Genomic DNA, 13417 nt, shown 5'->3' with positions numbered 1-13417 from the left:
GATTACGAGATGGAGCAGGAGCTGGGTAGCGGAACCAAGAAAAGAACGGTAAGACGTCTGTTATCTTATGCGGTTCAATTCAAGAAGCAGCTGCTTATAGCACTGGTCATGCTGGCTATCGCCGTGACAACCGATCTGGCAGGACCTCTGATTGCCAAGCGGATCATTGACGTGCACATATCCGGGATTGAGAAGCCTTGGTACGAGACAGCCGCTGCAGGCGGCAGCACGGTTGCTTACGGCACGAAGCTGTATAAGAGAGAGGACCGGTTCACTGAAGGCGAATCGCGCGGAGCGGAAGTACGTATTTTGCAAATTGAACGCAATTATTACTTTATCCCTCAGTCCATTGCAGGGGACGGCGAAAGATCTGTCGCGGGTGACGGGAAAGTGGAGATAGCCAGGGGCGGCGAGAAGAACACCTATCCCGCTTCCATGCTCACACGCGATGAGCTGTACAGCTTTTATCGCCCCGAATTGGCCGGCTTGCTTCGCTTATGCTGGCTTTACATGGGCTTGCTTGCTATATCCGCGCTGTTTGCCTACGGGCAGCATTACTTCTTGCAAAGCTCGGCTAACCGCATCATTCGGCAGATGCGCAACGACGTATTCGCGCAGCTGAACCGGCTGCCGATCCGTTATTTCGACAACCTCCCGGCAGGGAAGGTCGTATCAAGAATAACGAACGACACCGAATCGATTCGTGACCTGTACGTCAACGTCCTGTCCAACTTTTTCACCGGTACGATCCATATGGCGGGGATCTTTATCGCGCTCTTCATTCTTGACGCGAGGCTCGCGGCGATCTGTCTGTTCATTATTCCGGCATTGGCCGGCTGGATCTATGTGTACGGCCGGACGGCCAAAAAATTCAACCGCATCATCCGTGTGACGGTGAGCGATATTAACGGCATGATTAACGAGTCGATTCAAGGAATGACCATTATAAAGGCGTTCCGAAAAGAACGGAGGACGGAAGAGGAATTCGAGCAGTATAATACGAAGCTGTTTCAATATCAAAACAAGCTGCTCAGCTTGAATTCCTGGACCGGACATAATTTGGTCGGCGTGATCCGGAATACGGCACTGGTTGCGTTAATATGGTATTTCGGGGGAGCGTCACTGAACAGTGGAGCGGGACTGGTCTCGCTCGGGGTACTCTATGCGTTCGTCGACTATTTGAACCGGCTGTTCCAGCCGATGGTGAATATCGTCAACCAGCTCCCTAATATGGAAAGAGCGCTCGTCTCTGCGGAAAGGGTATTCGCGCTAACGGATCAGGCGGGCGAGGACGTATCGGACCACCGTATTGAACGTTACAAGGGTCATGTTGTATTCGACAATGTGAAGTTCTCATACAAGGAGAATGAGCCTGTGCTGAAAGGGATATCCTTTGAAGCGAAGCCGGGCCAAACCGTGGCGCTGGTAGGACATACGGGTTCGGGGAAGAGCTCGATACTGAATTTGTTGTTCCGCTTCTATGATCCGGAGGAAGGTCGTATTACCATCGACGGAAAGGATACAATGGAGCTGCCGCGGCAAACGCTTCGCCAGCATATGGGGATTGTGCTGCAGGACCCGTTTCTTTTCACCGGTACGATTGCATCCAATGTTTCATTGGGCGACGCATCCATAACGCGGGAGACCATTGAAAAAGCGTTGGCTGACGTTGGCGCCGCGCCGCTGCTTCGTCATTTGCCGCTTGGCATCGATGAGCCGGTTATCGAGAAAGGAAGCACGCTGTCGGCGGGACAGCGGCAGTTGATTTCTTTTGCCCGGGCGCTTGCCTTTGATCCGGCGATTCTGATCTTGGACGAAGCCACGTCGAACATCGACACGGAAACGGAAGCGGTCATACAACAAGCGCTCGACGTCGTGAAGAAAGGCCGGACGACGTTTGTTATCGCTCATCGCCTGTCGACCATTCGAAATGCCGACCTGATTCTCGTGCTAGATCGAGGTGAAATTGTAGAGCGCGGCAACCACGACGAATTGATGGAGCTTGAGGGAAAATACCGGCAAATGTATCGTATCCAGCAAGGAGAGCCAGTTGCGAGCCATGGATAGCACTCCCCAAATTCAGGATGAAATATTGATGCAACAAATGGGCACAATGTGTGTTATGATAGACTTGTCTGATCAAGATGAAACTTAAATGATAAGGCAGGTGCGATTATGGCAGTAATGGAAGCCCAAACGTTGGATATGTCTGCCATTTTGATGCAGGCATACGACTTGGGGGATATGATCAAGAGCTCCGCGGAGACGGCGGATTACTTATATTGGAAGCAAAAGAAAGACGAAGACCCGCAGGTTATGCAGCTGATGAGACAGTTTCAGAAGAAAAAGGAGCTGTTCGAGGAATGTGAACGGTTCGGACATTTCCATCCGGACTATCATCATGCCCTGGAGCAAGCGAAATCCATTCAGGAGCAGCTGGACAGCCTGGAAGCCGTAAGACGGTTCAAGGAGGCTGAGCAGCGTCTGGATGATCTGCTGTACACGGTATCCGAAACGATAGCACGCAGCGTCTCCGAGACGATTAAAGTCCCAAGCAACGATCTCCGCGATTCAGGGGGCGGCTGTGCATCAGGCAGCTGTTCCACGGGAGGCGGCTGCTCCGGCAGCTGCGGTTAAACTAATAATATCTATACTCGGGAGGATGGCCCGGCGGTCATTACGCACTTAGGCTTATCCTCCCATTCTCTCTAATGAAAGAAGGGTTGGCACATGTTTACGGATCGAAGCGGGTTAATTGTATGGTTCAGCGATTTAAAAGCAGCGGGCAAACAGCTGGAGCGCTATGGAAGCGTTCACTTTATATCGAAGAAAATGCACTACGCGGCGATGTATGTTCATTCCAGCAAGCTGGATGAAACGATGAAGCAGCTTCAGAAGCTGCCTTTCGTCAAAAAGGTGGAGCGGTCTTACCGCAACGAAATCAAGACGGAATATACCAGCAACATGCCGGACAAAACGAGATTTTACACGATGTAATCGGGTTACATAGAACTATAAAATAGTCCAACAGTCCTCACGGAATCTGAATGTTTCAGGCTCTGTGGGGATTTTTTTCACCATAATACACTCCATGAACCTGATACATAGTGCTAAATTCCTTCCTGCGAATGAATTCTAAAGATTTTTTTATTTGGCAACCTATTTTAAATCAAGTAAAATGAAAATGCATTCATTTTGTACATAGGCGTAAAGAACTATTTTGCTAGGTGAGGGGTTGTGATTTATGAGAGATAAAATAGCACACCGTTCAAGCAACCACGAGCCCTATTACATTGCATTAGGCGAGAAGAACATTACGGATATCGTTATTACCAATCATGCCAGGCAGCGCTGGGCGGACCGGGTGGAATCCCGTAAAACCGGGTTTGACGATATTTGCGCTTTTTTATGGAACAGGCTTAGAGAAGGACAAATCAAGTCTTATTATAAAAATGGCGAGGATGTATATTTGATCGAGGACGATCTCGTGATGGTAGCGGAATTCTCCCCCTACGATCTGGATGTTCCTCTCGGCCGCCCTTTACTTCATCGGATGGTCGTCGTAACCTTCTTAGGCCGAATGTCCGAGACGATTGAGCTGAGGGATTTGAAGTCGTACTACTCGTGGCTTCGCCATTCCCGCAGAATGACATTAATCAAAAATAGCCGTAAACGCAGATAAATGACCCGAACGATTCGGTCCTTTCAGGAGCGCTCCGCTTGCCCGCGGAACGCTCTTTTTTCATTAACGGCTGTTATACGAATGGGACTATCCGCATGCCTTCGTACACAGGGATGTTCGGTCTCAATTGTTGCTGCGACTTTCATACCATGCTGGAAAAAAATCCAAATTAATTCTATTCGGTGATAAAACATGCTTGTATGCTTACGAAGCGAGTTTTGTTTAAGTAAAAGCTTAAGGTTGCTCTATGGAAAGCCTCGGTAGAGGTTTTATTACCATTGAATGTGGACCGGGTAATGTATTCGCTTCCGACTTGCGCTTTTGAGGGGGGCGGTTCTTTGTTATAATAGGGCTACCAAGCAACCGGAGGTAGGCAATGGCTCTTAACTTTCATCAGCTTCACATCTTTTATACAGTTGCCGAGAAAGGTAGCTTTTCTCATGCGGCGCAGGCGCTTCATATGACGCAGCCGGCCGTAACGATGCAGGTTCAATCGCTGGAGGAATATTTCGGGACGAAGCTGTTCATCCGCTCGACGAAAAAAATAGAGCTGTCGGAAGCGGGAAAAACGCTGCTTCCTTATGCCAAGCGCAGCATCGAGCTTATGAAGGAGACAGAAATCAGCATGTCCAAGTTTACTCATATGCTGGAGGACCGGTTATATCTGGGTGCCAGCATGACGGTAGGCGAGTATATTTTACCGCGATTGCTCGGTCCTTTCGGCAAGGAGTATCCGAATATTTCGATCAGCATGAAGGTTATCAACACGAAACAAATATTGGATGAGGTATTGAACCACCAATTGAATTTCGGTCTGGTCGAGGCGGAAATCAAGCATCCGGATGTGCATACGGAAGCGGTAATGAACGATGAATTGATGCTGATCATACCGCCGGATCACCCATTGGCGGAGCAGGAATCGGTACGGATGGACGATGTGCTGAAATATCCTTTCGTGCTGCGGGAGCAAGGCTCGGGAACGCGAAGGGTCATGGAAGAGGAGCTGGAGAGAGCCGGATACAATCCGGCCGACATGAATGTCGTTATGGAGCTCGGAAGCACCGGGGCCGTCAAATCGGCTGTCGAGGCGGGGCTCGGTCTGTCCATCTTGTCCCAATCGTCCGTAAAGCACGAAGCGGCGCTTGGCGTACTCAAGGTGAAAAGTATGGAAGGGATCCGTTTTTCGCGGAGCTTCTACGCTATTTACTTGAACTCGACGATCTTGCCGATTTCGGCCGTCACCTTCGTCTCGTTTCTTCGTGAACGGGATTTAAGCCAATGGCTGTAAAATGTTTACTTAGTCTACACATTCGCTTCATACTGCGTTAATCATTGTTCGATATGGTAAAGGAGAGAAAGTCGTATATGCTGTATGCAGATTTGCATTCTCACACATTGGCTTCCGACGGAACCCAGCCACCGACCGATAACGTCAGACTGGCGGCTGCAGTGGGTCTCGGGGCGATAGCCATCACCGATCACGATACCGTGGCGGGAATTCGGGAGGCTCTCGAAGCCGGACTGCAGTATGGAATTACGGTAGTTCCGGGAGTAGAAATCAGCACGGTCGTTAAAGGAATGGACGTCCACGTCCTCGGATATTACATAGATCATACAGATGAAACCTTATTGAACCGGTTGGCGGAGCTGCGCCAGGTGCGCGACCGTCGCAACGATATGATATTGGAGCAATTAAACAAGCTGGGGATCGAAATTTCGATGGACGATGTACTGGAATCGTTGAAGGCGGCCAAGAAGAATGATGAAACCATCGGCAGACCGCATATAGCCGACGCTTTGGTCCGCAAAGGATACGTGGCCGACATGGCGGAAGCCTTCGACCGGTATTTGGGCAAGGACGGTGCGGCGTATATCAATCCGCCTCGGATCGAGCCGGCAACCGCCGTTCAGTGGATTATAGAAGCAGGAGGCGCGCCGGTACTCGCTCATCCCGGCCTGTACGGTATGGATGAGCTTATTGGAGAGCTTGCGGATCAAGGCCTTGCCGGTCTGGAGGTATATCACTCCGATCATACCCCGGAGCAGGAGGAAGGTTATCAACGGCTTGCTGAACAATACAATCTGATTGTTACAGCCGGATCGGACTTCCATGGCGAACGGGGCGGTGTCGTATTCCATGCTCCAATCGGAGCAAGGAGAATTGGCATTGCCGTAATCGAGCAACTTCAGCACGCTAGGAGGAAGTCATAATGAAAGTGCGAAAAGCCATTATTCCAGCCGCGGGACTCGGCACCCGTTTTTTGCCGGCATCCAAGGCTCAGCCTAAGGAAATGCTCCCGATCGTAGATAAGCCCGCGATCCAGTATATCGTAGAGGAAGCGATTGCGTCGGGAATCGAAGATATTATGATTGTCACCGGCCGGAACAAGCGAGCAATCGAGGATCATTTTGACAAGTCGATAGAGCTTGAGATGATGCTCGAGGAGAAGGGAAACCAGGAGCTCTTGAAAATCGTTCGCGAAGTTTCCAATCTTGCCGACGTTCACTACATTCGCCAAAAGCAGCCGCTCGGCCTGGGGCATGCCGTTTTGTGCGCTCGCAAGTTTATTGGGAATGAGCCGTTCGCCGTCCTGCTGGGAGACGATATTATCCAGTCCGAGCCGCCCTGTCTGAAGCAAATGATCGATTTGTTCGAGCAGACAGAGACAACGGTTATTGCAGCTCAGGAGGTACCTTGGGAAGAAGTAGATAAATACGGGATTGTATCTCCTTCCCGGAATACGGGAACCGGGGAATTTCAATATATCGAAGATTTGATGGAAAAGCCGGATCGAGATCAAGCGCCTTCAAATTTGGCCGTGATCGGAAGGTATATTATTACTCCTGAAATATTCGGCATTCTAGAAAAATGCGAGCCGGGCAGAGGCGGAGAAATTCAGCTGACGGATGCCCTTCGCATTCTGAATCAAGAGCGGCAAATGGTTGTATATCCGCTGCAGGGCAAGCGGTATGACGTAGGTGACAAGCTTGGTTATATCGAGGCGACGATCGAATTTGCGCTGCAAAGAGCTGATCTTCAAGGAGCGCTCAAAGCGTACTTGCGGCAGCTGACCGACCCTTGGAGAAACAACTGGTAATCTAAACCGGCGCACACGGAGGGGACGCATGGGAGAGAGGATCGCTGTCATTGGAACCGGGTATGTGGGATTAGTGTCTGGAACGTGCTTTTCGGAGATAGGTCATCATGTTGTTTGCGTCGATAAGGATGCCGATAAAATCCAAAGCTTGTCCCGAGCGGAACTGCCGATATACGAGCCTGATCTGCAGCAGCTGGTGCAAACTAATCTGCAGCGGGGACGTCTTTCCTTTACTTCCGATACGGCCCTGGCAGTATCCGGGTCCGATATAGTATTTCTTGCCGTCGGTACTCCTTCGATGGAAGACGGGCAAGTAGATGTAAGTCAAGTTACCAGCGCGGCGATACAGATTGCAATGGCGATGGAAGGCTATACCATCGTTGTGCTGAAGAGCACGGTTCCGGTCGGTACGGCCCGCAGGGTAGAAAACCTCATCCGGGAGTATAATCCGGAAGCATTATTTTCCGTCGTCTCGAACCCTGAATTTCTTCGCGAAGGTTCCGCCGTACGGGATACGTTCCATATGGACCGCATCGTCATCGGGGCGACGGAACAGGAGGCGGCAGATCGAATTGCCCGTCTGCACGAACCGTATGGCGCGCCTGTACTGTTCACGGACCGGGAAAGCGCCGAGCTGATTAAATATGCATCCAATGCCTTCCTGGCTACGAAGATTTCTTTCATTAACGAGATGGCCAATCTGTGTGAAAAGGTCGGTGCCAACGTAGAGCTTGTGGCTGCAGGCATGGGGATGGATAAACGCATCGGGACGCATTTCTTGCGGCCGGGCATCGGCTACGGAGGCTCCTGCTTTCCTAAAGATACGAAAGCGCAGCTTAAGATTGCCGAGCACGCGGACTACGATTTCAAAATCATGCGCGCCGTCATCGAAGTGAACCGGCTTCAACGGGAACGGTTTGCCGATAAGGTCGAACAAGCGCTTGGCGGGGATGTTAACGGCTTGAAGCTGGCCGTGATGGGGCTTACGTTCAAACCGGATACGGACGATTTGCGGGACGCACCCGCCCTCGATATTATCGAGCTGCTGTTGGCCAAAGGGGCGCAGATCCGCGCCTACGATCCAGTCGCTGCGCAAGCGGCGGCGCCTCTCATCCCCCGTGCAGTCTGCTGCACGGATCCGTATGAGGCTCTGCAAGATGCGGATGCCATGGTAATTACGACGGAATGGGATACCGTGAAATCGTTGGATTATGCTGAAGTTCATCAGCTGCTTCGCTCGCCGGTTATCATAGACGGGAGAAATTGCTTGCAAGCCGATACCATAAGGTGCTTAGGCTTCCATTATGTCTCGGTAGGCAGGCCATAAAGAGTAAAGAACCTCCAAACCGCTTCATTGGCGGAAGGGAGGTTCTTTTACCACAATAGAATTTACAAGATCCCGAGATCATTGGATGCAAAATTCTATTTGGCGATAAAAACCACCTCTAAACGCGGTCGCTCCTCTGTGAAGGACCCCGATAGAGGTTTTTCTCATTTTACTGTTACAGGCATCCGTTTGATGGCGTCTGTATCCGGAGTGACAAACAACGTTTTTTGATGATCGTAAATGACGAAGCCCGGCTTGGCGCCGCTAGGCTTGCGGACGTGTCTGATCAGTGTAAAGTCGACCGGAACCTGGCTCGATTCCTTGGCTTGACTGAAGAAAGCGGCGAGCTGTGCGGCCTCATGCAGTGTCGGTTCCCCGAATTGCTGACTTCGGATGACCACATGGGAGCCCGGAATGTCCTTCGTATGCAGCCAAGTATCCGCCGATTGAGCAAGCCGGTTGGTCAAATATTCGTTTTGCGTATTGTTCTTTCCTACATAGATAGGAATTCCTTCGCTTGAAGTAAAGCAGGACAAGGCCGGCTTCTGGTTAGGCTTCTTTTTGCGCGTTTTTTTGCTGCGGTCGCGAATATAGCCCTGCTCAATCAATTCCTCGCGAATTTCCTCGATATCTCCCAGCGATGCAGAGCCAAGCTGCTGAAGCAGATTATCCAAATAGACGATTTCACTTTCCGTCTGCTCCATTTGCTCATGAACGGCAATCAGGCTGTTCTTAGCCTTCGTGTATTTCTTGAAATAGCGCTGAGCATTTTCCGAAGCGGTCATAAGAGGGTCTAGCTCGATGCGGATCGGACGCTGCTCTTCATCATAATAGTTGACGACCTCGACCGACGTATCGCCTTTCTGAATCTGATGCATGGAAGCCGTAAGAAGCTCGCCAAGAATCCGGAATTTGTCTGCATCCTTGGCGTCCTCCATCGTTTCTTGCAGCTTCTCCAGCTTCTTGATGTTTTTGCTCCGCTCATTCTGAAGAAAACGAAGCAGGTCGGATACACGCTGCTTGACGGTATCCCGCTCCGCTTTGTCTCCATAGAACGCTTCAAGGCATTCGCTAACGGATGCGAACCTTCGAACAACTCCTCCAATGTGCGTCAGCTCGGTAATGGAGAAGGAAGACTTGCCTGTAGACTCACGCTCCGTAATGTTCGGCGTCGTTCCTCCCTGACGGAGCTGCTCCATTAAAGAATGAAACGGCTCCCACAGCAAGGCTGCGTTAGCCTCCGGAGTGTTGGCTTCCGTAAGCGGCGGCTGACAGCGAAAGACAAGCTCTTTGGCAACCAGCGGGCTGAAGCCGCTGAGACGGTTCACGATCCGCTGCTCCCAAGTTTCATCCGAACGGGCGGCAGGCTTTCCTGTATCTTCCGCGTCTTCCTGAGCAGGAAGCGGGCTTGTCATAAGCGACACGAAACGTTCTCTGTCGAGATCGAGCGGCAGTTCCTTATGCTGCTCGGGAGGTGAGACATATTTGCTGCCCGGCATGACAATCCGGTAGCTGCTGATCGCAGGGGTGACGTGGTGGATACCGTCCACAATAGATCCGGTTGCCGGATCCAATAAAATAATGTTGCTGTGGCGTCCCATAATTTCGATGACGATCGTCTTGCTGCTGACATCGCCAAGCTCATCCCGCTGTCTGACCTGGATATGGATCACCCGCTCCAAACCGGGCTGCGTGACGCTCTCGATTATCCCGCTTTCGCAATGCTTGCGGAGCAGCATGCAAAACATCGGCGCTTCCATAGGATTAAGGAAGCTTTGCTCGGTGAAATGAACCCGCGGATACGTCGGATTCGCCGACAAAAGCAGCTTCAGGTTGCTGCCTTGCGCGCGCAGCTGCAGCACGATGTCGTGCTCCGATGGCATGTGCACTTTATTGATTCTGCCGCCCACACAGCTTTGCAGCTCGTTAACCAGGCTGTGGACGACCAGTCCGTCTAAAGACATTTCAATGACAACTCCATTCAGTCAAATCAAAGGATAATAGAAACGGGCTTGCAAAAATTCGACACTCTCTATCATGCCATATTTTCGGCAAAAACTTAAGTCTGTTTTCCTTTGTGCTATTTTGCAGCTTGTCTGAATACATTTACTAAAAGAGGATGTTTAAAAAGTCCGCCTTGATAATGAAGTGAATCGTGAAGAAATTCGGCATCGAATCTTGAACGAAATCGGGAAGTCCGGTACTCACGTAGGTTTCCCTACGCTCCGTTCCTCCTTCCTCGATTTTCGTCCAACCTTCTCGGTTCTGAAGACGAACTTTTTAAACACATTTTTAATGAGGATGTCCTGTTGTCCTGTGTCAGAGGACATGAGAACAGCCTTGGGCACAACCTTTTGGGAGGGAATGAGCAGATGGGTCACAAGCAGTGGTATCAAATGACGGCAGAGGACATTTTGCAAACGCAGCAGATCGAACCGTCAAAAGGACTCTCTTTAGAAGAGGCGGAGAGACGTTTGACGGAGCACGGACGGAATGAATTATCCGAAGGGAAAAAGATATCGCCGGTCTCCCTTTTCCTTAACCAGTTTAAAGACTTCATGGTGCTTGTGCTGATGGGGGCGACGTTAATTTCCGGACTTCTTGGCGAATACCTGGATGCCATCACGATTGTGGCCATTATTATCATGAACGGAATCCTGGGCTTCGTGCAGGAGTTCCGGGCGGAGCGTTCGCTGCGGGCTTTGAAGGAGCTGTCGGCCCCCCACGCCAAGGTGCTGCGCGGCGGCATCGTGGAGCAGGTACCGGCACGAGAGCTTGTTCCCGGCGACCTAATCGTTTTGGAGAGCGGCGACCGTGTTCCGGCAGATATCCGCTTCCTGGAAGCGAACGGCTTGTACGCAGAGGAGTCGGCGCTGACTGGAGAGTCGGTTCCGGTAAGCAAGCATACGGATGCGCTGAGCGGGGATGAAGTGCCGCTCGGTGACCAGCGCAACCTTGGTTTTATGGGGACGATGATTACGCGCGGAACAGCCCGCGGCGTTGTTGTTCGTACCGGCATGAATACCGAGATGGGCAAAATCGCCGATCTCATCCAAAGCACCGAATCCATGGAAACGCCGCTGCAGCATCGCTTGGAGCAGCTCGGCAAAATTTTGATCATCGTGGCGTTAGCGTTGACCGTTGTTGTTGTCATTGCCGGTATCGTTCATGGACAAGAACCGTACGGAATGTTCCTCGCCGGGGTCAGCCTCGCAGTAGCCGCCATTCCCGAAGGGCTTCCGGCTATCGTTACTATCGCCTTGGCGTTAGGTGTGCAGCGGATGATTCAGCGCAAGGCGATCGTGCGCAAGCTTCCTTCTGTAGAGACACTGGGCTGCGCCTCCGTTATTTGCTCGGACAAAACGGGAACACTGACGCAAAACAAAATGACGGTCACTCATTTGTGGCTCGGCGGCAATATATTGGAAGTAACGGGCGACGGCTACGACCCGCACGGCGACATTTTACAGCAAGGACATCATGTCGATCTGCGCAAAAATCAAATGCTTCGCAGGCTGCTTCAAGTATCCGTTCTATGTAACAATGCAGTGCTGGTTGAGGATAAAGCAGCAGAAACGAAACGCAAGAAGCAAGCAAGCGAAGAGCGGGAAACGATGTGGAACATTAAAGGGGACCCGACCGAGGGTGCGCTGGTGGTGCTTGGCGCCAAAGCCGGCATGACCCATGAATCGATCGGCGGGCTGTATACGCGAATCAGCGAATATCCGTTTGATTCCGAGAGGAAGCGGATGTCGGTCTTGGTGGAGCACCAAGGGGGACGCATGGTTTGCACCAAAGGAGCTCCCGACGTGCTGCTGCAGCAGTGCTCCTATGTGCTGTGGGACGATAGAGTCATCCCTTTCACGCCGACGCTTAAGCAAAAAGTGCTGGCCGCTAACGAAGGCATGGCCAAAAACGCGCTGCGCGTTCTCGGAGTGGCTTACCGCGATGTTAAGCCGACGGAGCGCTTCGACGCCGAGGAGGATGTAGAGCACAGCCTCATCTTCGTAGGCTTGACCGGCATGATCGACCCCCCTCGTAAAGAGGTACGCGACGCCATTTCCAAATGCCGTAAAGCGGGAATTAAGACTGTCATGATTACCGGCGATCATCAATCGACAGCGGAAGCTATCGCCAGACAGCTCGGTATCTTGCCTCCGAACAGCGGCATTGCATTGAACGGGCAGCAGTTGAGCCAAATGTCCGACGACGAACTGGACAAATCCGTGGACGATGCATTCGTCTATGCGCGCGTATCGCCGGAGCATAAGCTGCGGATCGTCAAATCGCTGCAAAGAAAAGGACATGTAGTCGCCATGACAGGCGATGGCGTAAACGACGCCCCGGCGATTAAAGCGGCCGATATCGGCATCGCTATGGGAATCAGCGGAACGGATGTGTCGAAGGAAGCTTCATCGCTTGTACTGAGCGACGACAACTTCGCTACTATCGTTGCGGCGATTGAAGAAGGACGCGGAATCTACGAGAATATCCGCAAATTTATCCGTTACCTGCTCGCCTCGAACGTCGGCGAAATCATGACGATGTTCCTGGCGATGATGGCCGGGCTTCCACTGCCGTTAGTGCCGATCCAAATCCTGTGGGTCAACCTGGTCACGGACGGGCTGCCTGCGATGGCGCTAGGGGTGGATCAGGCGGAGAAGGATTTGATGCAGCAAAAGCCGCGTCCAGCGCGCGAGAACATTTTTGCCCGCCGGCTTGGCTGGAAAATCATCAGCCGCGGCATTCTCATCGGCATATGCACACTCGCCGCATTTATCATCATGCTTCAGCAGGGAGGATCTGTGGAAGGCTCTTCTTTGGTTAAAGCACAGACGGTGGCGTTCGCTACGTTGGTTATGGCGCAGCTCATTCATGTCTTCGACTGCCGCAGCTCCCGTTCGATCTTCCACCGCAACCCGCTTCAAAACAAATATTTGGTGCTGGCCGTCATTTCCTCGCTTGTGCTGATGCTGGCTGTGCTGTATGTCGAGCAGCTGCAGCCGATTTTCAAGACGGTTCCGCTTAATTGGATGGATTGGATCATTGTGCTCGTCTTCGCCGGCATCCCTACGTTCCTGATGGGAATCGGCAGCGTCATGAGCAAGCCCTCCAAGCGCAAGCAAATGAGGTACGGCAGCGCCAAACCGGTAGCCCGATAAGGGCCATTAAGACAACGGTTTATGGGAAACATGCCCATAAGCCGTTTTTTTGCTTTTACGGCCGAAATAGGGTAAAATTTTGCGGAAAAACTATGCATTCCCTCATTTTTAAGTTATGATATTGGCTAAACCGAGAGAATACGGGAGT

Annotated in this window: 10 protein-coding genes; 9 read left to right on the top strand and 1 reads right to left on the bottom strand. The window is 51.6% G+C overall.

The genetic code is table 11. The annotated features are described in order from the left end of the window. Positions 1-9 precede the first annotated feature (9 nt). The 8 genes from DVH26_RS24905 to DVH26_RS24870 all read left to right on the top strand — a co-directional run bounded on the left by DVH26_RS24905 (position 10) and on the right by DVH26_RS24870 (position 8107). Entirely contained in the window at positions 10-2067 is a 2058-nt protein-coding gene (locus DVH26_RS24905; RefSeq protein WP_239635477.1) for an ABC transporter ATP-binding protein, read from the top strand. A gap of 108 nt (positions 2068-2175) precedes the next feature. Next, entirely contained in the window at positions 2176-2637 is a 462-nt protein-coding gene (locus tag DVH26_RS24900) for a YlbF/YmcA family competence regulator (RefSeq protein ID WP_239626614.1), read from the top strand. 93 nt (positions 2638-2730) lie between these two features. Further along, positions 2731-2997 (top strand): YlbG family protein, encoded by a 267-nt coding sequence (locus DVH26_RS24895; RefSeq protein WP_239626611.1) that lies wholly within the window; start codon positions 2731-2733, stop codon positions 2995-2997. A 247-nt stretch (positions 2998-3244) separates the two neighbouring features. Next, positions 3245-3682 (top strand): hypothetical protein, encoded by a 438-nt coding sequence (locus DVH26_RS24890; RefSeq protein ID WP_239626609.1) that lies wholly within the window; start codon positions 3245-3247, stop codon positions 3680-3682. 376 nt (positions 3683-4058) lie between these two features. Beyond that, entirely contained in the window at positions 4059-4970 is a 912-nt protein-coding gene (locus DVH26_RS24885; protein ID WP_239626607.1) for a selenium metabolism-associated LysR family transcriptional regulator, read from the top strand. Positions 4971-5047: 77 nt separating this feature from the next. Next, entirely contained in the window at positions 5048-5893 is an 846-nt protein-coding gene (locus DVH26_RS24880; protein WP_239626605.1) for a PHP domain-containing protein, read from the top strand. Then, positions 5893-6780: a UTP--glucose-1-phosphate uridylyltransferase GalU gene (gene galU, locus DVH26_RS24875; protein ID WP_275590423.1), complete on the top strand. Its 888-nt coding sequence runs from the start codon at positions 5893-5895 to the stop codon at positions 6778-6780. Before DVH26_RS24880 ends, galU begins: the two co-directional genes overlap by 1 nt. A gap of 28 nt (positions 6781-6808) precedes the next feature. Then, the gene (locus DVH26_RS24870) at positions 6809-8107 is read left to right on the top strand and encodes a UDP-glucose dehydrogenase family protein (RefSeq protein WP_239626603.1); all 1299 of its coding nucleotides are present in this window, start codon (positions 6809-6811) and stop codon (positions 8105-8107) included. A gap of 164 nt (positions 8108-8271) precedes the next feature. Here DVH26_RS24870 and DVH26_RS24865 read toward each other — a convergent pair whose 3' ends face one another. After that, on the bottom strand, positions 8272-10071 hold the full coding sequence (locus DVH26_RS24865) for an Rqc2 family fibronectin-binding protein (protein ID WP_239626601.1): 1800 nt from the start codon (positions 10069-10071) through the stop codon (positions 8272-8274). Positions 10072-10479: 408 nt separating this feature from the next. Between DVH26_RS24865 and DVH26_RS24860 the strand changes: the two genes are divergently transcribed. After that, a complete protein-coding gene (locus DVH26_RS24860; protein ID WP_239626599.1) occupies positions 10480-13269 on the top strand; it encodes a calcium-translocating P-type ATPase, SERCA-type in 2790 nt (929 codons plus the stop codon). The last annotated feature ends 148 nt before the right edge of the window (positions 13270-13417 follow it).

This window comes from Paenibacillus sp. H1-7, assembly GCF_022354825.1.
Taxonomy (GTDB): domain Bacteria; phylum Bacillota; class Bacilli; order Paenibacillales; family NBRC-103111; genus Paenibacillus_S.
Note: the sequence above shows the minus strand (reverse complement) of the source record. Positions and strands in the feature narration are given on the sequence as shown.

Excerpts from the sequence above, each read along its gene's own strand:
- DVH26_RS24885 (WP_239626607.1), top strand. The coding sequence starts at position 4,059 with ATGGCTCTTAACTTTCATCAGCTTCACATCTTTTATACAGTTGCCGAG.
- DVH26_RS24905 (WP_239635477.1), top strand. The coding sequence starts at position 10 with ATGGAGCAGGAGCTGGGTAGCGGAACCAAGAAAAGAACGGTAAGACGT.
- DVH26_RS24880 (WP_239626605.1), top strand. The coding sequence starts at position 5,048 with ATGCTGTATGCAGATTTGCATTCTCACACATTGGCTTCCGACGGAACC.
- DVH26_RS24865 (WP_239626601.1), bottom strand. The coding sequence starts at position 10,071 with ATGTCTTTAGACGGACTGGTCGTCCACAGCCTGGTTAACGAGCTGCAA.
- galU (WP_275590423.1), top strand. The coding sequence starts at position 5,893 with ATGAAAGTGCGAAAAGCCATTATTCCAGCCGCGGGACTCGGCACCCGT.
- DVH26_RS24895 (WP_239626611.1), top strand. The coding sequence starts at position 2,731 with ATGTTTACGGATCGAAGCGGGTTAATTGTATGGTTCAGCGATTTAAAA.
- DVH26_RS24870 (WP_239626603.1), top strand. The coding sequence starts at position 6,809 with ATGGGAGAGAGGATCGCTGTCATTGGAACCGGGTATGTGGGATTAGTG.
- DVH26_RS24860 (WP_239626599.1), top strand. The coding sequence starts at position 10,480 with ATGGGTCACAAGCAGTGGTATCAAATGACGGCAGAGGACATTTTGCAA.
- DVH26_RS24900 (WP_239626614.1), top strand. The coding sequence starts at position 2,176 with ATGGCAGTAATGGAAGCCCAAACGTTGGATATGTCTGCCATTTTGATG.
- DVH26_RS24890 (WP_239626609.1), top strand. The coding sequence starts at position 3,245 with ATGAGAGATAAAATAGCACACCGTTCAAGCAACCACGAGCCCTATTAC.